This window comes from Aeromicrobium flavum (assembly GCF_007992115.1).
In the GTDB taxonomy this organism is placed as follows: domain Bacteria; phylum Actinomycetota; class Actinomycetes; order Propionibacteriales; family Nocardioidaceae; genus Aeromicrobium; species Aeromicrobium flavum.
Genome location: NZ_BJZQ01000015.1, coordinates 12,776 through 35,780, shown reverse-complemented (window position 1 = coordinate 35,780; position 23,005 = coordinate 12,776). Strand labels below are relative to the sequence as shown.

Genomic DNA, 23,005 nt, shown 5'->3' with positions numbered 1-23,005 from the left:
GTCCTCAGTCCTCGGTGCGCCTGCCCAGGCCCTGCTCGGGCAGCAGCCGCAGGAACAGGCCCTCGCCCTCGGCGCACACGACGTCGCCGTGGCGGATCTCGCCGCGGACGAACCACTTGCGGCCCTCGACCCGGTCGATCCAGGCGACGGCCTCGAGATCGGTGTCGATCGGCGTGAGCGCCCGGTAGTCGGTGTGCAGGTAGGCGGTGCGGGTGATCCCGCCGGCCGCGAGCGAGGCCAGGATGCCCAGGACCTCGTCGAACAGCAGGCTCACGGCGCCGCCGTGCACGGCCATGCCGCCGCCCATGAACCAGCGGCCGAAGCGCACGGTGCCCTCGACGCGGTCCTTCGTGCGGGAGCTGACCCGCAGCTCGGGCAGCATCGCGTGGCCGCGCACCGGCAGCTCGGCGACGCGACCGTTCACCTGGTGCTGCTCGTCGGTGACGGCGGGCTCGAGCCGGTCGCGCCACGACGCCAGGTCGGCGGCGAGGCCGTCGATCGCCTCACGGTCCATCGGCATCGCCGCGAGGGCGTTCTGGACCGCGTGCAGGTTCTCGACGAGCGTGCCGTAGGCACGGACGTCCTCGGCGGCGAAGTCGCCCTTGAACATCTCTTCCCAGCTCACGGGCCGAGGCTATCCGCCTCCGCCGCGGGCCTCAGTGCCGGCCGCTGACCCGGTCGGCGAGCCGCGCCACCCGCGACGTGCGGCCCAGGCCACGGGCTTCGGCCCGGTCCGCGTGGCGGTACGCGCCGTACATCGCCTGCACGCCGAGCCAGCGCAGGGGCTCCGGCTCCCAGCGGCGCACGCGGTGGCCGACCCACGGCAACGACGTCAGATCGGTCTCGCGTCCGGTGACCAGGTCGGCCAGCGTCCGACCGGCCAGGTGGGCGGTGGCGACGCCCGTGCCCACGTAGCCGCCGGCCCAGGCGAGTCCCGTGGACCGGTCGAGACCGACGGTCGCCCGCCAGTCGCGCGGCACCGCCAGCACCCCGGACCACGCGTGGGCCAGGGGAACGCCGCGGGTCACGGGGAAGAAGTCGCGCAGGATCGCGTCGAGTGCCGCCACGGTGGAGGCCGGGGTCTGCCCGTCGAGGTCCGTGCGCGAGCCGTAGCGGTAGGGGTCGCCGCGCCCGCCCAGGGCGATCCGGCCGTCGGCGGTGCGCTGGGCGTACATGTACGCGTGGGCGAAGTCGCCGAGGGTGGCGCACCCCTCCCAGCCGATCTCGTCCCACGCCGCGTCCGGCAGCGGCTCGGTGACCACCATGGAGGAGTTCATCGGCAGCCACGTGCGCCGCTGTCCCGCGAGCTCACTGGTGAAGCCCTCGGTCGCGCGCACCACGTACGCCGCCCGCACGCGCGCGCCCGAGGCCGTCGTGACGACCCCGGGGTCGATCGCGGCCACGCGCGTGTCCTCCGCGATCGTGACGCCGCGGCGCTCCACGGCGGCGGCCAGTCCGGCGACCAGCTTCGCGGGGTGGACCCGCGCGCAGTGCGGGTGCCACACCCCGCCCAGCGCTCCCGCGACGCGCACGCGCTGCGCGGTCGCGGCCGCGTCGAGGCGCACCGCGCCCGTCCGCTGCCACGAGGCGTCGTCGGCGTGGTTCTGCTCGAGCCGCTCGAGCTGGGCGGCGTTGCGGGCGACGTTCAGCTCACCGCCGACCACGACGTCGGCGTCGATGCCCTCGGCCTCGGTCACCGAGACCACCTCGGCGACCGTGGCGTTCATCGCGTCCTGGAACCGCTGCGTCGCCGCCCGACCGTGCGAGTGCTCCCAGACGCCGCGACCGCCGGTGATCGAGTTCGTCAGCCAGCCCCCGTTGCGGCCCGAGGCTCCGTAGCCCACGTGACGCTGCTCGAGGACGAGGATCCGCAGGCCCGGGTCGAGATCGGCGAGGTGGAGCGCGGTCCACAGCCCCGTGTAGCCCGCGCCGACGACCACCACGTCGACCTCCGCCGAACCGTCGAGGGCAGGACGTGCCTCCGGCCGCCCCCGCGACTCCCACCAGTGCGAGACGCGGCCATTGATCACCGCACGCCCCAGGCGTAGGTCTGCTTCTCCAGCTTCAGGTACATGAAGGTCTCGGTCGACGCGACGCCGGGCAGGTCGATGATCCGGGAGGCGACGATGTCGAGCAGGTTGTCGTCGCTCTCGGCGACGATCTCGGCGAGGATGTCGAACCGGCCGGCGGTGATGACGACGTAGTCGACCTCGGCGACCTCGGCGATCTCGGCGGCGACCTTGCGCACGTCGGACGAGACGGTGACGCCGATCATCGCCTGGCGCGGGAACCCGAGCTGGAGCGGATCGGTCACCGCGACGACCTGCACCACCCCGCCGTCGAGCAGCTTCGCGACCCGGTGGCGCACGGCCGCCTCGGACAGGCCGACCTCGGCGGCCATGGCCGCATAGGACATCCGCCCGTCCTTCTGCAGCAGGGAGACGAGGTGCTTGGAGATGTCGTCGAGCGCGACGCGGTCCGCCATGCCCCCATGATGACACGCCCTCTTCGAGGGTCGAATTTGCGCTTTCCGTGGTGAAACAAGAAATTTACTTCGCTTTCTTCGGGGCGAAGCCTGCATGACGTGTGATTCTGTGTGACAAGGGAAAGGCGGACGCGTGGCAGATCTCGATCGCAGGACGATGCTCAAGGCACTGGGAGCGCTGGGCCTCGCCGGAGCCAGCGCCGCCGTGCTGCCCGCCTTCGGCACCCCCGACCGCCGGCAGGACCCGGCGAGCTGCGCGGCGCAGGACCTCTCGGCCTCCGACCCGCGCCTCGTCTTCTCCAACTGGCCCGAGTACATCGACGAGGAGGGCGAGAACGGCGAGCCCTCGACCCTGCAGCAGTTCGAGAAGCTGACGGGGATCTCCGTCTCGTACGTCCCCGACGTCAACGACAACACCGAGTTCTTCGCGAAGGTGGTCAACCAGCTCGGGGCGTGCCAGTCGACCAAGCGCGACATGTTCGCGCTCACCGACTGGATGGCCGCGCGGATGATCCAGATGGGTTGGATCCAGCCGATGGACCGCGCGAACGTGCCGAACCTGCACGCCAACCTGATCGACTCGCTGCGCGGCGTGGGCTGGGACGCCGAGCGCGACTACTCCGCGCCGTGGCAGTCCGGCCTGACCGGCATCTGCTACAACAAGCGACTCGTGCCCGAGGTCCGCACGATGGACGAGCTGCTGACCCGCAGCGACCTCAGGGGCCGCGTCACCCTGCTGACCGAGATGCGCGACACCATGGGCCTGACCCTGCTGTCCGACGGCGCCGACCCGGCCGACTTCGCCAAGGACGACTGGGACACGGCGCTCGAGAAGGTCAAGAAGGCCCGTCGCGCCGGCCAGATCCGCGCCTTCACCGGCAACGACTACGTCCAGGACCTCGAGGCCGGCAACATCGCGGCCTGCGTCGCCTGGTCGGGCGACGTCATCGCCACCGGCAACGAGGACCTCGTCTTCGTCACGCCCGAGGAGGGCCTGATGATCTGGTCGGACAACATGATCATCCCCAACCTCGCGACCCACCAGGCGAACGCCGAGAAGTTCGTCGACTTCTACTACCAGCCCGAGATCGCCGCCCAGCTGGCCGCGTACGTGAACTACATCTGTCCGGTCAAGGGCGCGCAGGACGCGATGCTCGAGATCGACCCCGAGCTGGCCGAGAGCCAGCTGATCTTCCCCACCGACGAGACGCTGTCGCAGACCCACGGGTTCATGGCGCTCTCGGAGAGCGTGATGCGCACCTACGAAGGAGAGTTCGCCGATGTCGCAGGCAGCTGACGGGTCCCGGGACCTGACCCTCACCGGCGTCACCAAGGAGTACGCCGACTTCACGGCGGTGAAGTCGCTCGACCTCACCGTGCCGCAGGGCGAGTTCTTCGCCCTCCTCGGCCCCTCGGGCTGCGGCAAGACGACCACCCTGCGGATGGTGGCCGGACTGGACACCCCGACCACGGGCTCGATCACCCTCGGCGACCTGGACATCACCTACGCCAAGCCGTATCAGCGGCCGGTCAACACGGTCTTCCAGAACTACGCCCTGTTCCCGCACCTGACGATCTTCGAGAACGTCGCCTTCGGCCTGCGCCGCAAGGGCGTCAAGAACGTCGCCCAGCCGGTCGAGGCCATGCTCGAGCTGGTTGAGCTCACCAGCCAGGCGCGCAAGAAGCCCACCCAGCTCTCCGGCGGCCAGCAGCAGCGCGTCGCGCTGGCGCGGGCCCTGATCAACCAGCCCGAGGTGCTGCTGCTCGACGAGCCGCTCGGCGCCCTCGACCTCAAGCTCCGTCGCGCGATGCAGACCGAGCTCAAGCGCATCCAGTCCGAGGTCGGACTCACCTTCGTGCACGTCACGCACGACCAGGAGGAGGCCATGGGCATGGCCGACACGATCGCGGTCATGAACGCCGGCGTCATCGAGCAGATGGGCAGCCCCGTCGAGCTGTACGACAATCCGAGGACGGCGTTCGTGGCGAACTTCCTCGGTCGTTCCAGCCTCATGGCGGCGACGGTCAAGGAGGTCACCTCCGAGTACGTCAAGGCCAACATGCACGGCACGGTCGTCTCGATCCCGATCGAGCGGGCGCACGTGCGCGAGGGATCGGCGTGGGTCGGCATCCGCCCCGAGAAGGTGTTGATCGCGGCGGCGGGCACCCCGATCGACGCGCCCGGCAACCACATCGAGGGCGGCATCGTCACCGACGTCAACTACGTCGGCGTCAGCACCGAGTACCTCGTGCGGATGCCCTGGGGCCAGGAGATCGGCGCCTTCGCCCAGAACACCGGCCACCAGGACATCCTCCCCGTGGGGTCGCAGGTCGACCTGTCGTGGCGCCCCGAGTTCGCCTTCCTGCTCGACTCGGACGAGGACCCGAACGCGGGCAAGGAGGAGCAGGCGTGAGCGACGTGGTGGCGCCCCGCCGCCGCGGACCCTCGGTCGCGGCGTGGCTCCTGCTGCCCGGCGCAATCTGGCTGGCGCTGTTCTTCGTCGTCCCGTTCTACTCGCTGGTCGCGACCAGCCTCTTCGACCCGAACGGGTCGGTGCTGTCGGGCTACGAGGTGACGTGGCATTTCGCGAACTTCTCGGACGCGCTGCGCGACCACTGGCGCCCGCTCGTGCGGTCGCTGGTCTACGCCGGCATCGCGACGTCCTTCTGCCTCGTCCTGGGCTACCTGCTGGCCTACGCGATCGCCTTCAAGGCGGGCCGGTGGAAGACCCTCCTGCTGGTCATGGTGATCGCGCCGTTCTTCACCAGCTTCCTGGTCCGCACCCTGTCGTGGAAGCTGATCCTGGCCGACAACGGCTGGGTCGTGGACGCCCTGCAGGCCGTGCACGTCCTCGGCCCCGAGGACCGGCTGCTGGCCACGCCGGTCGCCGTGATCGCCGGCCTGACCTATAACTTCCTGCCGTTCATGGTGCTGCCGCTCTACGCGAGCCTCGAGAAGATCGACCTGCGACTGATCGAGGCGGCCCAGGACCTCCACGCCAACCCGTTCGTGGCGTTCTTCAAGGTGACGTGGCCGCTGAGCCTCCCGGGCGTGGCCGCGGGCACGATGCTGACGTTCATCCCGGCGGCGGGCGACTACATCAACGCCCAGCTGCTCGGCAGCCCGAACGAGCGGATGATCGGCAACATCATCCAGAACCTGTTCACGACGACGGGCGACTACGCCGCGGCCGGAGCCCTGTCGGTGATCCTGATGGCGCTGATCCTGGTGTTGATCATGACCTGGGTCCGCAAGGCCGGAGCGGAGGACCTCGTATGAATCCCGTGAGTCGCGTCGGTCGCTGGATCGGCGACCACCTCGTCCTCGCCGGCGGCCTGCTGGTGCTGGTCTACCTGCTGGTGCCGAACGCGATCGTCGTGCTGATGAGCTTCAACGACAACAGCGAGGCGCGCAACGTCTACGCGTTCCAGTCGTTCACCCTCGACAACTGGCTGAACCCCTGCAAGCCCTCGGGCCTGTGCTCGGCGCTGGGGACCAGCATCCAGATCAGCCTGCTCGCCACCGTGGTCGCGACGATCATCGGCACGATGGTCGCCTTCGCGCTGGTGCGCCACCGGTTCACCGGGCGCAAGGCCGCGAACGTCCTGATCTTCCTGCCGATGGCCGCACCCGAGATCGTGCTGGGCTCGTCGCTGCTGTCGCTGTTCGTCGCGGTCGGCCTCGGCGGTCGTCTCGGCTTCTGGACGATCTTCGTGGCCCACGTGATGTTCTGCCTGTCCTTCGTCGTGGTCACGGTCAAGGCGCGCCTGGGCGGGCTCAGCGAGAATCTCGAGCAGGCGGCGATGGACCTCTACGCCAACGAGGCGCAGACGTTCTGGAAGATCACGTTCCCGCTGGTCTTCCCCGGCATCCTGGGCGCCGCCCTGCTGAGCTTCTCGCTGTCGTTCGACGACTTCATCATCACGAACCTGAACGCCGGCCAGACGGTGACGTTCCCGATGTTCGTGTGGGGCTCCGCGCAGCGCGGCGTGCCGATGCAGGTCAACGTCGTCGGCACGCTGATGTTCGTGATCGCGCTGGCGATCGTGATCGTCGGCGAGGTGCAGAGCCGCCGCCGCCAGAACACCCTGGCCTGACCGCGGCCCGCGTCAGAGCGCGGACTGCGCCGTGGTGACCGCGGCCCGGATGATCTGCTCCATCTGGTCGAACTCGGCCTGACCGCAGATCAGCGGTGGCGCCAGCTGGATCACCGGGTCGCCGCGGTCGTCGGCGCGGCAGTACAGGCCGTGGCCGAACAGCTCGGGCGTGAGGATGCCGCGCAGCAGGCGCTCGGACTCCTCGTCGGTGAAGCTCTCCTTGGTGGCCTTGTCCTTGACCAGCTCGATCCCGTAGAAGTAGCCCTCGCCGCGGACGTCGCCGACGAAGTCCAGGTCCAGCAGCTTCTCGAGCGTGCTGCGGAACGCGCCCTCGTTCTCGCGCACGTGCAGGTTGAGCTTCTCGCGGTCGAACACGTCGAGGTTGGCCAGCGCGACGGCGGCCGAGACCGGGTGGCCGCCGAAGGTGTAGCCGTGGGAGAAGCTGACCCCGGGCTGGAGGAAGGGCTCCATGATCCGGTCGGTCGCGATCATCGCGCCGATCGGGGCGTAGCCCGACGTCATGCCCTTGGCGCAGGTGATCATGTCCGGCTGGTAGCCGAAGCGGGTGGCGCCGAACGTCTCGCCCAGGCGGCCGAAGGCGCAGATGACCTCGTCGCTGACCCACAGCACGTCGTAGGTGTCGCAGATCTCGCGCACGCGCTCGAAGTACCCCGGCGGCGGCGGGAAGCAGCCGCCGGAGTTCTGCACGGGCTCGAGGAAGAGCGCGGCGACCGTCTCGGGCCCCTCGGCCAGGATGGCCTGCTCGATCTGGTCGGCGGCCCAGCGACCGAACGCCAGGGGGTCGTCGCCGTGCTCGGGCGCGCGGTAGAAGTTCGTGTTGGCCACGTGCCGACCCGACGGGACGAGCGGCTCGAACGGGGCCTTGATGTCGGGCAGGCCGGTGATGGACAGCGCCCCGTGCGTGGTGCCGTGGTACGCAATCTGGCGGCTGATCGCCTTGGTCTTCTCAGGCTTGCCGGTCAGCTTGAAGTACTGCTTCGCCGCCTTCCAGGCCGTCTCGACCGCCTCGCCGCCGCCGGTCGTGAAGAACACGCGGTTGAGGTCGCCCGGGGCCTCGTGGGCGAGCCGCTCGGCCAGCCGGGCGGCCGGCTCGGTCGCGAACGTCCACAACGGGAAGAACTCGAGCTCCTTGGCCTGCTTGGCGCCGGCCTCGGCCAGCTCGGCGCGACCGTGCCCGACCTGCACCACGAACAGGCCCGACAGTCCGTCGAGGTACTGGCGGCCGGCACTGTCGTAGATGTGCACGCCCTCACCGCGCGTGATCACGGGGACGTCCGCGTGCTCGAAGTTCGCGTGCTGGGTGAAGTGCATCCACAGGTGATTCTTGGCGGCGTGCTGCACATCGAAGGAGTCGGTCATGCCTTCAGTATCGCTCACCATTGATTCAGTCGTCCAGAGCACGGGAGATCACTGATTCAGTGTTACGGACTCGTAACATTGACGTTTTCGGTGGTGGAACCGCGCGATTGCTGTGGACGTGGCCGGTCCGGCCCAGCACACTGGTACCCGTGACGTCCCCGACCCGCAGCACCGCCTACGAGAGGAGCGCCCCGGCCGCCTCCCTCGTCGACGCGGCGCTGCGCGACACCCGCAAGGCCGTGTTCTGGCTCGAGGACGCCCCCGGCGCCGCCTGGCCCGCCCTGACCGCCTCGGCCTCGGCCGACCTGGTCGTGGTCGGCGGCGGCTACTGCGGCCTCTGGACCGCCCTGCTGGCGAAGCGCCGCGACCCGGACCGCGACGTGCTGCTGGTCGAGGCCGAGACGATCGGCTGGGCGGCCTCGGGCCGCAACGGCGGGTTCTGCGAGGCCAGCCTCACGCACGGCGAGACCAACGGCCGCGACCGGTGGCCCGACGAGTACGACCTCCTCGACCGGCTGGGCCGCGAGAACCTCGACGCGTTCGAGGCCGACGTCCGCGACCTCGACGTCGAGTTCGAGCGCACCGGCGAACTGTCCGTCGCCGTCGACGAGCACCAGCTGGCGTGGCTCGACGAGATGGACGGCCGGCGGCTCTCCGCCGACGAGGTGCGCGCCGAGATCGACAGTCCGCTCTTCCTCGGCGGGGTGTGGGAGGAGCACAGCTCCGCGCTCGTCCACCCGGCGAAGCTCGCCCGCGAGCTGGCCCGCGCCGCCGCCGAGGCCGGCGTCCGGATCGTCGAGCACACCCGGGTCGAGGACCTCGACGTCCCCCGCACCGGTCCCGTGACGCTGCGTACCGCGCGCGGCACGATCACGGCCCGCCAGGTCGCGCTCGCGACCAACGTCTTCCCCGCCCTGCTCGCCCGGGCGCGGCACCTGACCATCCCGGTGTACGACTACGTGCTGATGACCGAGCCGCTGACCGCGGAGCAGCGGGCCTCGATCGGGTGGACGCACCGTCAGGGTCTCGGCGACCTGGCGAACCAGTTCCACTACTCGCGCCCGACCCGGGACGGTCGGATCCTCTACGGCGGGTACGACGCGATCTACCACTTCGGCCGACGCGTCCGCCCGGAGTACGAGGACCGGCCGGCGTCGTTCCGCACGCTGGCGTCGCACTTCCTCGCGACGTTCCCCCAGCTGGAGGACGTCCGGTTCAGCCACGCCTGGGCCGGGGCGATCGACACGTGCACCCAGTTCGTCGCCTTCCACGGCCTGGCCCGCCGCGGTCGGATCGCCTACGCCGCCGGGTTCACGGGCCTCGGCGTCGGTGCCACCCGGTTCGCGGCCGAGGTCATGCTCGACCGGCTCGCCGGGCTGCAGACCGAGCGCACGCAGCTGACGATGGTCCGCAGGAAGCCGATCCCGTTCCCACCCGAGCCCGTCCTGTCCGCCGGCGTCCAGGTGATGCGTCGCGGACTCGACCGCGCCGACCACCGCCAGGGACGTCGCGGACCCGTGATCCGCGCGCTCGACGCCGTCGGGCTCGGCTTCGACTCATGAGCCCCTCCCCCGCCCCCGTCCCAGGAGCCACCGTGACCGAGCCCGTGCACAACGTCATCGACGGCGAGTCGTTCGCCTCGTCGGCCGACCGCTTCATCGACCTGGTCGACCCCACCACCGGCGAGCCCGACGGCACCTCGCCCATCTCGCCGACCTCGGAGGTCGACGCGGCGTACGCGGCGGCCGAGCGGGCCTTCCCGGGGTGGGCGGCGACCACGCCGCGCGGGCGGCAGGAGCTGATGCTCGCGGTCGCGGACGCGATCCTCGAGCGCGGTGACGACCTGGTCGCGGCCCAGTGCCGCGACACCGGCCAGCCTCGCCGCTACGTCCGCAGCGAGGAGGTCGAGCAGGCCGCCGACCAGATCCGCTACTTCGCCGGGATCGCCCGCGCACCGCAGGGCCTGGCCCAGGGCGAGTTCCTCGAGGGCTTCTCCTCCACGATCCGCCGTGAGCCGATCGGCGTCGTCGGCCAGGTGACGCCGTGGAACTATCCGCTGGCGATGGCCGGGTGGAAGATCGCACCGGCCATCGCGGCCGGCAACACCCTCGTGCTCAAGCCGAGCGACACGACGCCCCGCTCGACCGTCCTGCTGGCCGAGATCGTCAACGAGATCCTCCCGCGAGGTGTCGTGAACGTCGTCAACGGCGACGCCACCACCGGCCAGTACCTCGTCGAGCACCCGACCCCCGGACTGGTCGCCATCACCGGCTCGGTGCGCGCCGGGAAGTCGGTCGCCGCGTCCGCGGCGAAGCGGCTCACCCGCGTCCACCTCGAGCTGGGCGGCAAGGCCCCCGCGGTCGTGTTCCCCGATGCCGACCTGGCAGCGGCCGCCGCGGGGATCGTCGAGGCGGCGACGTTCAACGCCGGCCAGGACTGCACCGCGGCCACCCGCGTGATCGTGCACGAGAGCGTCCACGACGCGTTCGTCGCCCTCCTGGTCGAGAAGTGCGCCGACGCCCGGCCCGGGCCTCCGTCGGACGAGGAGGCCGAGTACGGGCCGCTCAACAACGCCGCCCACTTCGCGAAGGTGATGAGCCACCTCGAGCGGGTGCCGTCGCACGCGGAGGTCGTGACGGGCGGCACGCAGGTCGGCGACCGCGGCTTCTTCGTCGCTCCCACGATCATCACCGGCGTCCGGCAGGACGACGCGGTCGTCCAGGAGGAGATCTTCGGCCCGGTCCTGACCGTGCAGGCGTTCGGCGACGCCGAGCAGGCGCTGCACTGGGCCAACGGCGTCGACTACGCCCTGGCCGCGAGCGTCTGGACCCGCGACCACGGCACCGCCGAGCGGTTCAGCCGCGGGCTCGACTTCGGCTGCGTGTGGATCAACGCGCACATCCCGTTCATCTCCGAGATGCCGCACGGCGGGTTCAAGAGCTCCGGGTACGGCAAGGACCTCTCGGTCTACGGGTACGAGGACTACACCCGCGTCAAGCACGTCATGAGCGCCCACCACTGACGGCGGCCACCCGGGCGATCGCGTCCGGGCCCACCCGGCAGCAGCCGCCCACCCACGCGGCGCCGGCCTCGACCCAGCGCGGCACGAGCCCCACGTCGTACGTGCCGGTGCCCAGCCACTGCTGGGCCTCGGCGTCCCACACCTCGCCGGCGTTCGGGTAGGCGACGCCGGGCTTGCCGGTGGCCGCGACCTTCCGCAGCGCGGGCAGGACGTCGGCCGGCGCGCAGCAGTTGACGCCGACCCCGACGATGCAGTCGACCTCGGCGGGGATCGCGAAGGCGTCCTCCAGTCGCTGGCCCGCACACGTACGGTCGCCGTCGATCGAGTACGACAGCCAGGCCGGGTGCCCGTACTCGGCCAGCAGCCGCACGAGCACCTCCGCCTCGTCGGTGTCGGGCACCGTCTCGACCGCGAGCAGGTCGGCACCCGCCGCCACGAGGGCCTCGATCCGCGGGCGGTGGACGCGCTCGAGCTCGGCTGCAGTCAGCCCGTAGCGGCCGCGGTACTCCGACCCGTCCGCCAGGAGCGCCCCGAACGGACCGATCGATCCGGCGACGAGGCGGCCCTCGACCCGGTCGGTGGCCTCACGGGCGAGCTCGACGCTCAGACGGATCAGCCCGGCGTCGCGGGTCTGGTAGCTGGCGGTGGTGGCCACGTCGGCGCCGGCGGCGAAGTACTCGCGGTGCACCGCCACGATCTCGTCCGGCGAGGTACGCAGCACCCGGGCGGTCCACTCGCCGCCGGACAGGTCGTTGCCGCGCGCCTCGAGCACGTTCGAGAGTCCGCCGTCGAGGGTGTGCACGAGGCCAGTATGCCGTTCGCCGGGAGGCGCCGACCGCTCACCGATCCACGACGCCCCGAGGTGCGCGCGGCACCGCCGAGTCGCGACAATGGCACCGTGACGTGACCCACACGCTCACCGCGACACCGCACGCCGGAGGCCCCATGATCGTCCCGCTGACCCTGCGCGACTTCCTCGACCGCGCCCGCACCGTCTACCCCGACCGCGTCGCCGTGGTCGACGAGCCGAACCAGGTGGCGGACTCGTGGGGCGAGGTCACGTACGCCCAGCTGTACGCGAAGGCACGCAGCCAGGCGGCCACGCTCGACGAGCTCGGCGTGCCGCAGGGCGCTCGCGTGGCGATGGTGTCGCACAACGCGGCCCGGCTGCTCGCCTCGTTCTACGGCGTCGCCAACTGGGGCCGCATCTTCGTGCCGGTGAACTTCCGGCTCGCCCCCGCCGAGATCCAGTACATCGTCGAGCACTGTGGGGCCGAGGTCGTCATGCTCGACCCGGAGCTGGAGCACCTCGCCGAGGCCTGCTCGGCCGCGAAGCACGTCTTCGTCCTCGGCCGCGACGACGACAGGATCTGGGCGTCGCGGGGCGAGCCGGCCGCGTGGGAGCCCGACGAGAACGCGACCGCGACGATCAACTACACGTCCGGCACCACGGCCCGTCCCAAGGGCGTCCAGCAGACGCACCGCGCCCGCTGGGTCAACGCCACGACGTTCGGCTGGCACGCCACGCTGACCGACCGCGACGTCTACCTGCACACGCTGCCGATGTTCCACTGCGACGGCTGGGGCCTGATCTACGCGACCACCGGCGTGGGCGCCAAGCAGGTCGTGATCCGCCAGATCGACGGTACCGAGATCCTGCGGCGCATCGAGGAGCACGGCGTCACCGTGCTGGCCTGCGCGCCGGCGGTGCTCACCGCCACCCTCGACGCACTCGCCGACTGGACCGGCGACACCGGGCGCGACCGCGTGCGCTGCATCGTCGCGGGCGCCCCGCCGCCCACGCGCACCATCCAGCGCGTCCGCGAGGAGCTCGGCTGGGAGTTCATCCAGATCTACGGCCTCACCGAGACCTCGCCGCTGCTGACGATGAGCCGCATGCGCGAGGAGTGGGAGGAGTACGAGCCGCAGGAGCAGGCCCGCCTGCTCTCGCGCGCCGGCGCGCCCACGATCGGCACGCGGATCATGGTCGACGACAAGGGCGAGATCCTGGCCCGCAGCAACACCGTCCTCGAGTCGTACTGGGAGAACCCCGAGGCCACGCAGGAGGCGCTGGCCGACGGCTGGTTCCACACCGGCGACGGCGGCACGTACGAGGACGGCTACGTCACGATCGCCGACCGCAAGAAGGACGTCATCGTCTCCGGCGGCGAGAACGTGTCGTCGATCGAGGTCGAGGACGTGCTGGCCTCGCACCCGGCGGTGCGCGAGGTCGCGGTGATCGGCGTCCCTGACGACAAGTGGGGCGAGCTCGTCATGGCCCTCGTGGTCGTGGACGGCGACGTCACGGAGGAGGACCTGCGCGGCCACGTCCGCGAGCGCCTCGCCGGCTACAAGGTGCCCAAGCGCGTCGAGTTCCGCGAGGAGTTGGCGCGCACGGCCACCGGCAAGCTGCAGAAGTTCAAGCTGCGCGCCGAGTACTGGGAGGGTCGCGACCGCCAGGTCAACTGACGCGGCGGTCAGTCGACGTCGGTGACGATCGACTGCACCTCGTCGACGCGGATGGCCGCGGAGTCGAGGGGCGCCTCCAGGGTGGCGGGGGCGCCGGGCACCACGATCGCGTTGCCGCCGACCGTGAAGCTCAGGTCGTACACGAGCCGGACCGAGGCGCTGTAGGCCGGGCGCCCACCCACCGTGGCGGTGCCCCCGGACGACATCCGGCGGTAGGCGTGACTGCAGTCGCTCTCGGCCGCCGCGCGGGTCGTGGTCAGCGGGCACGAGATCGTGCCCGAGCCGTCGCCCGGATCGACGGTCATCGAGCTGAAGGTGGCGGTGGCGACGAGGTCGAACGCCGACCCGGTGGCCGACGGCGACGCGCCCGCCGCCCAGAACCACGTGTCGAGGCTGACCAGCGTCCGGCCCGTGGGGCTCGTGTTCAGGGTCGGTGTGGCCAGGTTGATCTGACCGATCGCCGAGAGCGCCCGCTCGAGCAGGGAGGGCGGCTCCTCCTCGCCGGTCCACCAGCTCTCCTCCAGCTGGTAGGTGCCACCGCTGGAGCACCAGCGGTACCGGGCCTCGGAGTCCTCGTTCGGCGGCTCGCCGTCGGGCAGGGCGAGGGGCACGACCAGATCGGTGGTGACACAGAAGCGCGTGCCCTGGCAGTACGGACCCTCCAGGACATGGTCGCCGAGGCTGGTGGGGGCCGGGGCGGCCGGGAGATCGCAGGTCGGCTGCGGCGAGCCCGGGTTCTCACCGCCGGGGTTCGTCGTGCCCGGCGAGGGCTCAGGGGCCGGGATGACGCACTCGTACTCGCTGACGCCGATCCACTTGATGACGGCCGGCGGGACGCACGACGGCGCCGCCGACGCCGGACTCGCGGCCAGCGACAACGCGATGAGGGTGCCGGCGCAGGTGAGCACCGACACCACCAGCGCGATCATCACGCGCCGCACCCGGTTCAGCATGATGTCTCCCCGTCGTCGTAACCGCTCAGCAGCCAGGCGTCGCCGGACCTCTCGAACAGGTAGGTGGCCGGGAGGACCTGGCCGACGTTGGTCGAGCCCGGACCGGCCGCCTTGTCGCCGCGCGGCACCAGGAACATCGATGTCAGGTCGAGGCAGCCGGTGACCGATGCCCGGTCGTCGCCGACCTCGACCTCGGACGCCGTGAAGCTGTACGGACCCAGCCACTTCAGGCCGGGATCCTCGATCTGCGCCTTGTTGCTCTTGATCAGCTCGGCGCGGTACTCGTCGGTGACCAGGCCCTTCGACGTCTCTGCGATCGACTGGGTGCCGCGACCGTACGCCGCGGCCAGGAACGCGTCGACCCGGTCGATCGCCTCACGCTGCTCGGCCGTGTAGCCGTCCGCGTCGACGGACGGCGCGGCGGACGCGGCGCCCTCGGGCAGCTCGGGGTCGTCTCCACCGCCACATGCGGCGAGCGTCACCGCGAGGAGCAGCGTCGGCACGACGCTCCTCCACCGCACGGGTCGATCCGACATGGTGCCCCCTCGCATTCCGGACGAACGGCCACCATCGTAGGGCAAAAGAGCTTCGGGCCGCCGGGCGTCCGGGCGGCTCATCCGGTGTTCCGCAGCCCGTTGGCGATGCCGTTGACCGTCTGCAGCAGCGCGGCCCGCATGTCCTCGTCGACCGCGTCGGGGTCCTCGCGGTAACGAGCCAGCAGGTCGACCTGGGCGAACGAGATCGGCTGCAGGTAGGCGTCGCGCACCTCGAGCGTGCGGCGCAGGGCCGGCTGGTCGTCGAGCACGTGCCGCTCACCGGTGATCCGCAGGACCTCCTCGACGGTGACGGAGTGCTCGGCCCGGATGATGTCGAAGATCGGGCGCAGCCCGGGCGGCACGAGCGTGTCGACGTAGTGGCCCGCGACGTCGAGGTCGGTCTTGGCCAGCGTCATCTCGACGTTGGAGATGAACGTGCGGAAGAAGTGCCACTGGTCGAGCATCTCGGCCAGCACCTTCTCCTGACCGGCGAGGCGCGCGGCCCGCAGGCCGCTGCCGACACCGAACCAGCCCGGCACGATCTGACGGCTCTGGGTCCAGCCGAACACCCACGGGATCGCCCGCAGCCCGTCGATCCCGCCCCCGGTCTCGGGACGACGCGACGGCCGCGAGCCGATGTTGAGGTCGCCGAGCTGGTCGACGGGGGTCGAGGCCAGGAAGTACTCGAACAGGCCCGGGTCGTCGACCAGCCGGCGGTACGCCGCGTACGCCGCGTCGCTGACCTGCGTCATCGTGTCGTCCCACTGCTGCATCGCGTCGGCAGGCGTGCGCGCCTCCAGGTGCAGCGTCGAGGCCTCGAGGACCGCCGCCAGCGAGAGCTCGAGGTTCTCGTGACCGAGGCGCGGCAGGGAGTACTTGTCGCTGATGACCTCGCCCTGCTCGGTGAACTTGATGTCGCCGGTCAGCACGCCGTAGGGCTGGGCCAGGATCGCGTCGTACGTGGGGCCGCCGCCGCGGCCGACGGTGCCGCCTCGACCGTGGAAGAGCCGCAGCGTGACCCCGTGCTTCTGGGCGACGTCGCGCAGCGCCCGCTGGGCGCGATGCAGCTCCCACTGCGACGTGGTGATGCCCCCGGCCTTGTTGGAGTCGGAGTAGCCGAGCATGACCTCCTGCCGGTCGCCGCGCAGCCGCACGAGCGTCCGGTAGTGGTCGTCGGACAACAGCTCGTCGAGGACGTCTCCGGCGCGGCGGATCTCGTCGACCGTCTCGAGCAGCGGCACGAAGTCCAGTCGGGCGAACGGCGGCGTGCCCTCGCTGCCGACGAGGTCGACCAGCCCGGCCTGCCGGGCCAGCACGACCGGCGCCAGCAGGTCGTCGCCGCCGAGGGTCATCGACACGATGTACGACTCGATGACGTCCTCGCCGAACGTCTCCTTCAGCTCGCGCACGGCCGTGAAGACCCCGTAGGTGCGCTCGCCCCACTCGTCGAGCGACGGCGGGTCGGCGGACAGGGGCCTCAGCCGCGACAGCTCCGTCGACAGCAGGGCGAAGCGGTCCTCGCGACTCAGGTCGGCGTAGGCCGCGTCGGACTCGTCCAGCCGGTCGTAGAGGATCGCGAGCGCGTGATGGTGGGCCTCGGCGTGCTCGCGGATGTCCATCGTGGCCAGGTGCAGGCCCACCGACGAGATGCCGCGGATCGCCCGGGCCAGCATCCGGTCGGCGATGAGCTCGCCACCGTGCTCGCGCAGCGACCGGTCGACGACGGCCAGGTCGGCGAGGAGCTCGGCCCGGTTGGCGTAGTCGCGTCCGGGCACGTGGGGCGTGCCGGCCGCGACGCGGGCCGCCGAGTTCGCGACCTTGAGCTTCGCGCACGACAGCTTGAGCCGGTACGGCTCGAGGGCGTTGACGGTGAGCAGCCGCGGGTCGAGGTCGGGCAGGGCGGTGAGGTCGGCCTGCAGCGACGTCGTCAGCTCGGCGCTGACCTCGACCAGCTCGCTGGAGGACGACAGCTCGCGGATCAGCAGGTCGAGGTTGGCATCGACGATCCGCGTGGCGATCCGGTTCTGGAGCTGCAGGATGCTGAGCGTGACCTCGGGAGTGACGTTGGGGTTGCCGTCGCGGTCGCCGCCGATCCACGTGCCGAACGACAGCGGCCGCACCGCGGGGTCGAGGGCGATGCCGTGCTCGGCCAGCTGGTCGGCCAGGTCGGTGCCGATGTCGGGCAGCGCCTCCTCGAGGATCTGCTGCAGGAAGAAGACCAGGTGCCGGGCCTCGTCGAGCGGCGTGGGCCGCGTGCGGCGCACCGCGTCGGTCTGCCAGATCAGGTCGATGAGCTGGGCGAGGTCGCGGTCCTGCGCCGTGCGCCGACGGGTGCCGGGCGGGGCGGAGTCGATCAGGAGGTCGGCGATCCGGCGCAGCTTGGTGAGGATCGTGCGGCGGCTGACCTCGGTGGGGTGGGCGGTGAAGATCGCCCGCACGTCGATCCGCTCGATCCCCCGGCGCAGGCCCTCGGTGCCCTGCTCGGCCACGATGTCCTCGATCGCGCGGGCCAGCCAGCCCTCGCCGTCGGGCCGCGACTCGATGCCGCGCACGCGCGCCACCTGCTCGGCCACGTTGGCGAGGTTGAAGTAGACGCTGAACGCGCGGACCAGCTTGCCGACCGTGGCGGCGTCGAGCTCGGCCAGCAGCGCCCGGATGCGCGCCGCGGCCTCGTGTCGCTCGTCGGGATCGTCGGACTCCTCGATGACCTTGCCCTGGGCGCGAACCAGCTCGACCTGTTCGTAGAGGTGCTCACCCTCCAGGCGGCGCAGGGTCTGGCCCAGCAGGTCGCCGACGCGGCGCACGTCGAGGCGCAGGGCCTCGTCCTTGGACCGGGCGATTGCGTCGAACTCGGAGTCGGTCATGGGGCCCCCCTCGGCTGGCGAAGTCGTCAGGCGCCGTTGCCCGGGACCAGCCTAGTCAGATCGCAGCGGGTCGCACCGTGCGGAGCGACACCGTCTCAGGAGGCGCTGTCGACGACCGCGTCGACCAGCTCGCGCCACGGACCGTCGACCTGGCGCTCGGGCAGCGTGGCCTCGCGATCGTTGGCCTGCACCTCGTAGACGAAGCCGTCGGGATGGTTGTCGGCGGGCGTGGCGTCCCACGGGCAGGCCTCCACCAGCGGCCACCAGGCCTGCGCCTCGTCCTCGGAGGTGGCCTCGACCTCCCACTGGCGGCGCAGCCCGGCGAAGCCGCCGGTGCGGATCACCCGGACGACGAGGAGGGGCTGGTGGAGTTCGTCCATACCCCCACAGCCTGCCACGCCCCGCGCACCACGTCAGCCGCGTCGTGGTTCTCGGCGACGGCGACGGTGGCCTGCGCGAACTGCTCGAACGTGGCCCGGGGCGACAGGTCGCCCAGCAGCGTCTCGTACCAGATCCGCCCGGCCACCTCCCAGGCGTGACCGCCCAGCTCGGTGGCCACGAGGTGGAACGCCTTGTTCGGGATGCCGGAGTTGAGGTGCACTCCCCCGTTGTCCTGGGTGGTCTCGACGAAGTCGTCCATGTGACCCGGCTGCGGGTCCTTGCCCAGGACGTCGTCGTCGTACGCGGTGCCCGGAGCCGCCATCGAGCGCAGCGCCTCGCCCTCGACCTCGTCGGTGAACAGCCCGACCCCGATCAGCCAGGACGCCTCGTCGGCGGTCTGGCCGGCGGCGTGCTGCTCGACGAGGGCGCCGAAGACGTCGGCGATCGACTCGTTGAGGGCGCCGGACTGGTCGCGGTAGACCAGGCCGGCCGTGTACTCGATGAGGCCGTGCGTGAGCTCGTGGCCGATCACCGAGAGCGAGGCCGTGAACCGCCCGAAGATCTCGCCGTCGCCGTCGCCGAACACCATCTGGGTGCCGTCCCAGAAGGCGTTGTCGTAGGCCACGCCGTAGTGCACGGTGCCGAGCAGGGTGAGGCCGGCGTCGTCCATCGAGGTGCGGCCGTACTGCTGGCGGAACAGGGCGTCGGTAGCGCCGAAGCCGTCGTACGCCTCGTCGGCGGCGACGTCGCCGGTGGCCGGGTCGCCCTCGCCGCGCACCAGGCGACCGGGCAGGTCGGTGCCGTTCTCGGCGTCGTGCACCTTGCGCCGGAGCTCGGCGTCGACCACGGGTGGGCGGACCGACGGGTGGGCGTGCCCTCCGTGGACGGGCCGCTCGGACAGCGCGCGCCGGGCCGCCTCCGCCGCGGTGGCGAAGCGGTCCTCCTCGAGCCCGGCGATGTGGCGCAACAGGTAGGGCGGGACGATCCCCCGAATCGTTTCCATGTCCTGACCGTAGAGGCCACCGCCGACAATGTGAGCCCCGTGGCGTCGGCGTCCCGCTCAGCGGTCCTCGAGGGGCGACCGAAGGTCGGGCGACAGTAGCCGAACGGCCGACGCGGGACGTCGGGGCGGACGACTAGCGTGGCGAGGTGCTCGAATGGACGTTGCGTGACCAGGGCCGCGATCTCGCGGTGCTCCAGGACGGCGGTTCCGTGCGCCTGAGCCTCGACGGTGTCGATGTCGACCAGACGACGCTGGGCCGCCTCGGCGACCACACGTTCGAGCTCGACCGCGTCGGCGGCCGTCACCAGAAGGTGAAGGTCTCGATGTCGGCTCGCGGGCGGCTGGCGAAGGTCGAGCTCGTCGAGTCCGGCCACGGCGAGCTGCCCCTCGCCGTCCCCTTCGTCCCTCCGGCGGGCTCGCGCGCTCGCCGCCTGTACGACCTGCGTGAGGCCCACCCCTACGCCTACGCCGCACGGCACATCGCCACGTCCGGCGCGGGCCTGCTGGGCCTCGGCGCCCTGGTCTCGGCGTTCCTCGCCCGGTTCGCGCCCGACATCGACTGGTCGTGGCTGCCGAATCCCGACATCGACCTGCCGGACTGGAACCTGTTCGGCTGGGTGCCCGACCTCTTCGCCTGGGTGCCCGACCTCTTCGCCTGGTGGCCCGACTGGGACCTGGGCTGGCTCAAGATCGTCCTGGGCGTGCTGCTGGCGATCAGCCTGACCGCCAGCGAGATCGAGCGCCGCAAGAAGCAGAAGGCGCGACGCGAGGCTCAGCGCCCGCCGTCGCCCGACTCCTGATCCAGCTCGTGCCGCCGCGTCTGGACGCCGCGGAACGCGGGCGGCAGGGAGGCTCGCGCGGCGTGGTCGGGGGTCTGGCACACCAGGACGTAGGCGGTCAGCCCGAGTCCGACCACCGTCATCGCGACGCCGACCACCCAGGCCCACCCGGTCTCGCCCTCGTTGCTCAACCAGACCGTGGCCGTCGGCACGGCGAAGATCAGGATGATCAGGATCGACAGGGCGCGCGCACCGGCGGCGTTGCCCGCCGCCGCCTCGGGACTCGTGTCCATCATGTTCGCCCGGATGAACTGCTCCGGGCGGAAGAAGGCGAACCACGGCAGGACCACGAGCACGACCAGTCCGAGCGCGACCAGCATCGGCATGAACATGTTCGCCAGCACCGTCAGCGGCAGCTCGGAGGCGATGTCGCCGCCCCCGCGGGAGGCGTCGTACCAGTAGTGCCAGCCGTCGGGCCGCCGGTTGCCCCGGATCGTGTCCTCCACGCCGGGCCGCAGCCGCACCAGGCTCGCCGTCACGCCGAGCACCAGCCCCATCATCAGCGGCAGCGCGATCGTGCGCGCGAACGCGACGATGATCCCCGGGCTCTCGAACCTTCCCCAGATCGTCTCGAGGATGGCGAACGACACCGGCACGCAGGCGGCGAACATCAGCACCAGCCCCCAGGGGGTGTCCCCTCCCCCGTCGGCAGCCACGTCGTCGACGAGCGCGTACTGCACCGCGATCATCACCGGCACGAGGACCCACGGCAGGACCGGGAAGAACAGCCGGCGCCACGGTGCGGGCTCACGCCGCTCGCCGACCGTGCGGAAGGCGAAGTCGCCCCTCAGGAACTCGGGTCCGGGATCGCGGCTCATGGGGCGACCCTAGGCGAGTGCTTCCCGCCCGCCGTCGGGCGTGCAAGGCTCCCGTCATGTCACCGTCGCTGACCGCCTGGTCCCGGGCCCTGCTGACCGTGCTCGTGCTGGTGGGGATCGGAGCTCTCGGGCTCGTGGTGTTCGGCGCCGCGCTCATCTGGAAGGACGCGCATGACCACGCCGAACGCTGGGACGGGGTCGCGGCAGTCGTCGGCACGCTCGCCGCAGGCGCGGGCCTCGTGACGCTGGCGGTCGCGGTGGGACTGGTCCGTCGGATCAGGGCGGCGCAAGCCGCCGCGGACGCCGGTCGACTGGCGGCCGCGGGAGGCCTCGCCGTCGGCGTGGCGACAGTCCTGCTGATCGCAGGTCTCTTCGTCTCCGAGCTCTGGGGTTCGCTCGTGCCGGGGACCTGGGTCCCCGCGCTCGCCCTGGCCGTCCCGGCGGTCGGCACCGTGGCGGCGGCGTACGGCGAACGGAAGACTCCGGACCGCCAGGCGTCCGACTGAGACCCACCACCTTCTTCTCGCGAGTGGCGCAGAAATGCCCGCCACTCGGCGAGTGGCGGGCGGTTCTGCGCCACTCGGCGGGAGTGGGGCGGGCGGTTCTGCGCCACTCGGTGGGAGTGGGGCGGGCGAGGTCAGCGCTGGCGGTGCCAGACGGTGACCTGGCGGCCGCCGTAGAGCGCCGGCAGGTTCTGCGGGGTGCGGCTCTGGGCCAGCTGGGCCTGCAGCTCAGCCACCTTGGCCTGCAGGGCCGCCACCTGGTTCTCGAGCGCGATCACGCGCTTGACGCCCTCGAGGCCGAGACCCTCGGCCGTCAGTTGGGCCACCATGCGCAACAGCTCGATGTCGCGCAGCGAGTAGCGCCGGCCACCACCGGACGTGCGGCCCGCCTCGACCAGCCCGATGCGGTCGTACGTGCGCAGGGTCTGCGGGTGCAGGCCCGACAGCTCGGCCGCGATGCTGATGACGAAGACCTTGGCCTCCGGGCCCGGCGGCACGAAGTTGCTCATGACGCAGCCCCCTGCCGGGCCGCGCGGTAGGCCTCCACCGCCGCTCGCTCGCCCTCGGACGGGGCCGCGGGCACCTTCACCTCGACGGTGACCAGCAGGTCGCCCCGGCCTCCGTCACGCCGCGTGCCGCCCTTGCCCCGGGCGCGGAACGTCCGGCCGTTGGGCGTGCCCGGCGGGACCTTGATCGTGACCGTGGGACCGTCGATGGTCGGGGCCTTCACCTCGCCCCCGAGCACCGCGTCGTCGAACGGCAGCGGGACGGTGACGGTGAGGTCGTCGCCCTTGCGGCCGAAGCGGTCGTCGCCCTCGACGTGGATCACGAGGAAGAGGTCGCCCGCCGGAGCGCCGGCATCGCCCTTGGCGCCCTTGCCTCGCAGCTTGATCCGCTGGCCGTCCTTGACGCCGGCCGGGATCTTGACGTTGATCGTGCGGGCGGACGGGGCGCGGCCGGAGCCGGTGCAGACTTCGCACGGGTGCTCGACGATGAGGCCGCGACCGCGGCACTGCGAGCACGGCTCGGTCATCGCGAACACGCCGCCCGACGCGCTGGTCTGCATGCCGCTGCCCTGGCAGTTGCCGCAGACCTTTGGGACAGAGCCGGGCTTGGCGCCCGTGCCGTGGCACATCGTGCAGGGCTCGTCGCTGGTCAGGCGCAGCGGGATCGTGGCACCCTCGACCGCCTGGCGGAAGCTGATCGACGTCTCGGTCTCGAGGTCGTCGCCGCGGCGCGGCTGGGCCTGGCGACGGCGACCGGCGCCGCCGCGCGCACCTCCGCCGCCGAAGATGCCGCCCAGCAGGTCGCTCAGGTCGAAGTCGACGTTGCCCCCGCCGTACGTCCCGCCCCCGCCACCGGGCGGCGGGAAGCCGCCCTTGAACTGGCCGAAGAGCGAGCGCTGCTCGTCGTACTGCTTGCGCTTGTCGGCGTTGCCGACGACTCCGTAGGCCTCGGAGATCGCCTTGAACCGCTCCTCGGCCTGCTGGTTGCCGGGGTTGGAGTCGGGGTGGTTCTCACGCGCCAGCTTGCGATAGGCCTTCTTGATCTCGTCGGCGGATGCGTCCTTCTTGACGCCCAGGACCTTGTAGAAGTCCTTGGTCGCCCAGTCGGTCGGTGCGCTCACGCTTCACCCCTCCTCTCGTTCGTTCCC

General features: G+C 71.4%; 22 protein-coding genes. 9 read left to right on the top strand and 13 right to left on the bottom strand.

Going from position 1 to position 23,005, the window contains the following annotated elements:
- Positions 1–4 precede the first annotated feature (4 nt).
- From AFL01nite_RS12640 to AFL01nite_RS12630, 3 genes are read right to left on the bottom strand one after another with little or no spacing between them, the layout of a single operon-like run.
- Positions 5–625 (bottom strand): PaaI family thioesterase, encoded by a 621-nt coding sequence (locus tag AFL01nite_RS12640; protein WP_146828052.1) that lies wholly within the window; start codon positions 623–625, stop codon positions 5–7.
- A gap of 31 nt (positions 626–656) precedes the next feature.
- Positions 657–2,030 (bottom strand): NAD(P)/FAD-dependent oxidoreductase, encoded by a 1,374-nt coding sequence (locus tag AFL01nite_RS12635; RefSeq protein WP_146828051.1) that lies wholly within the window; start codon positions 2,028–2,030, stop codon positions 657–659.
- On the bottom strand, positions 2,027–2,485 hold the full coding sequence (locus tag AFL01nite_RS12630) for an Lrp/AsnC family transcriptional regulator (protein ID WP_146828050.1): 459 nt from the start codon (positions 2,483–2,485) through the stop codon (positions 2,027–2,029). Before AFL01nite_RS12630 ends, AFL01nite_RS12635 begins: the two co-directional genes overlap by 4 nt.
- A gap of 133 nt (positions 2,486–2,618) precedes the next feature.
- Here AFL01nite_RS12630 and AFL01nite_RS12625 point away from each other — a divergent pair, with 133 nt between their 5' ends.
- The 4 genes from AFL01nite_RS12625 to AFL01nite_RS12610 are packed head-to-tail and all read left to right on the top strand — an operon-like array spanning position 2,619 to position 6,583.
- Entirely contained in the window at positions 2,619–3,782 is a 1,164-nt protein-coding gene (locus AFL01nite_RS12625; protein WP_146828049.1) for a polyamine ABC transporter substrate-binding protein, read from the top strand.
- The gene (locus AFL01nite_RS12620; RefSeq protein WP_146828048.1) at positions 3,766–4,899 is read left to right on the top strand and encodes an ABC transporter ATP-binding protein; all 1,134 of its coding nucleotides are present in this window, start codon (positions 3,766–3,768) and stop codon (positions 4,897–4,899) included. The genes AFL01nite_RS12625 and AFL01nite_RS12620 overlap by 17 nt, the downstream gene beginning before the upstream one ends.
- Complete coding sequence (locus AFL01nite_RS12615) at positions 4,896–5,765, top strand: ABC transporter permease (protein WP_146828047.1); 870 nt, start codon at positions 4,896–4,898, stop codon at positions 5,763–5,765. The genes AFL01nite_RS12620 and AFL01nite_RS12615 overlap by 4 nt, the downstream gene beginning before the upstream one ends.
- 5 nt (positions 5,766–5,770) lie before the next feature.
- Positions 5,771–6,583, top strand: coding sequence for an ABC transporter permease (locus AFL01nite_RS12610; RefSeq protein WP_146828046.1), 813 nt, complete (start codon positions 5,771–5,773; stop codon positions 6,581–6,583).
- 12 nt (positions 6,584–6,595) lie between these two features.
- On the opposite strand, the gene AFL01nite_RS12605 is transcribed toward AFL01nite_RS12610, so the two are convergent.
- A complete protein-coding gene (locus AFL01nite_RS12605) occupies positions 6,596–7,963 on the bottom strand; it encodes an aspartate aminotransferase family protein (RefSeq protein ID WP_146828045.1) in 1,368 nt (455 codons plus the stop codon).
- Between the two features lie 149 nt (positions 7,964–8,112).
- On the opposite strand from AFL01nite_RS12605, the gene AFL01nite_RS12600 reads away from it, so the two are divergent.
- Both AFL01nite_RS12600 and AFL01nite_RS12595 read left to right on the top strand, forming a co-directional pair.
- A complete protein-coding gene (locus AFL01nite_RS12600) occupies positions 8,113–9,525 on the top strand; it encodes an NAD(P)/FAD-dependent oxidoreductase (RefSeq protein WP_146828044.1) in 1,413 nt (470 codons plus the stop codon).
- 32 nt (positions 9,526–9,557) lie between these two features.
- Complete coding sequence (locus AFL01nite_RS12595; RefSeq protein ID WP_246119711.1) at positions 9,558–10,985, top strand: aminobutyraldehyde dehydrogenase; 1,428 nt, start codon at positions 9,558–9,560, stop codon at positions 10,983–10,985.
- On the opposite strand, the gene mmuM is transcribed toward AFL01nite_RS12595, so the two are convergent.
- A complete protein-coding gene (gene mmuM / locus AFL01nite_RS12590) occupies positions 10,966–11,787 on the bottom strand; it encodes a homocysteine S-methyltransferase (RefSeq protein ID WP_146828042.1) in 822 nt (273 codons plus the stop codon). The genes AFL01nite_RS12595 and mmuM overlap by 20 nt on opposite strands.
- Before the next feature lie 101 nt (positions 11,788–11,888).
- On the opposite strand from mmuM, the gene AFL01nite_RS12585 reads away from it, so the two are divergent.
- On the top strand, positions 11,889–13,454 hold the full coding sequence (locus AFL01nite_RS12585) for an AMP-binding protein (protein WP_246119710.1): 1,566 nt from the start codon (positions 11,889–11,891) through the stop codon (positions 13,452–13,454).
- A gap of 8 nt (positions 13,455–13,462) precedes the next feature.
- Here the strand turns inward: AFL01nite_RS12585 and AFL01nite_RS12580 are convergent, their stop codons facing one another.
- The 5 genes from AFL01nite_RS12580 to AFL01nite_RS12560 form a co-directional block, all read right to left on the bottom strand.
- A complete protein-coding gene (locus AFL01nite_RS12580) occupies positions 13,463–14,407 on the bottom strand; it encodes a hypothetical protein (protein ID WP_146828041.1) in 945 nt (314 codons plus the stop codon).
- A complete protein-coding gene (locus AFL01nite_RS12575; protein ID WP_146828040.1) occupies positions 14,401–14,943 on the bottom strand; it encodes a hypothetical protein in 543 nt (180 codons plus the stop codon). Before AFL01nite_RS12575 ends, AFL01nite_RS12580 begins: the two co-directional genes overlap by 7 nt.
- Positions 14,944–15,020: 77 nt before the next feature.
- A complete protein-coding gene (gene ppc, locus AFL01nite_RS12570; RefSeq protein WP_146828039.1) occupies positions 15,021–17,807 on the bottom strand; it encodes a phosphoenolpyruvate carboxylase in 2,787 nt (928 codons plus the stop codon).
- A gap of 95 nt (positions 17,808–17,902) precedes the next feature.
- Entirely contained in the window at positions 17,903–18,187 is a 285-nt protein-coding gene (locus AFL01nite_RS12565) for a protealysin inhibitor emfourin (RefSeq protein ID WP_146828038.1), read from the bottom strand.
- Entirely contained in the window at positions 18,148–19,191 is a 1,044-nt protein-coding gene (locus AFL01nite_RS12560) for a M4 family metallopeptidase (protein WP_146828037.1), read from the bottom strand. Before AFL01nite_RS12560 ends, AFL01nite_RS12565 begins: the two co-directional genes overlap by 40 nt.
- Before the next feature lie 146 nt (positions 19,192–19,337).
- Here AFL01nite_RS12560 and AFL01nite_RS12555 point away from each other — a divergent pair, with 146 nt between their 5' ends.
- Complete coding sequence (locus AFL01nite_RS12555) at positions 19,338–19,991, top strand: hypothetical protein (RefSeq protein ID WP_146828036.1); 654 nt, start codon at positions 19,338–19,340, stop codon at positions 19,989–19,991.
- Here AFL01nite_RS12555 and AFL01nite_RS12550 read toward each other — a convergent pair.
- Positions 19,964–20,848 (bottom strand): hypothetical protein, encoded by an 885-nt coding sequence (locus tag AFL01nite_RS12550; protein ID WP_146828035.1) that lies wholly within the window; start codon positions 20,846–20,848, stop codon positions 19,964–19,966. The genes AFL01nite_RS12555 and AFL01nite_RS12550 overlap by 28 nt on opposite strands.
- A 56-nt stretch (positions 20,849–20,904) precedes the next feature.
- On the opposite strand from AFL01nite_RS12550, the gene AFL01nite_RS12545 reads away from it, so the two are divergent.
- Entirely contained in the window at positions 20,905–21,354 is a 450-nt protein-coding gene (locus AFL01nite_RS12545; protein WP_146828034.1) for a hypothetical protein, read from the top strand.
- Positions 21,355–21,485: 131 nt separating this feature from the next.
- Here the strand turns inward: AFL01nite_RS12545 and AFL01nite_RS12540 are convergent, their stop codons facing one another.
- Entirely contained in the window at positions 21,486–21,860 is a 375-nt protein-coding gene (locus AFL01nite_RS12540; protein ID WP_146828033.1) for a heat shock protein transcriptional repressor HspR, read from the bottom strand.
- Complete coding sequence (dnaJ, locus tag AFL01nite_RS12535) at positions 21,857–22,978, bottom strand: molecular chaperone DnaJ (RefSeq protein ID WP_146828032.1); 1,122 nt, start codon at positions 22,976–22,978, stop codon at positions 21,857–21,859. The genes AFL01nite_RS12540 and dnaJ overlap by 4 nt, the downstream gene beginning before the upstream one ends.
- Positions 22,979–23,005 lie beyond the last annotated feature (27 nt).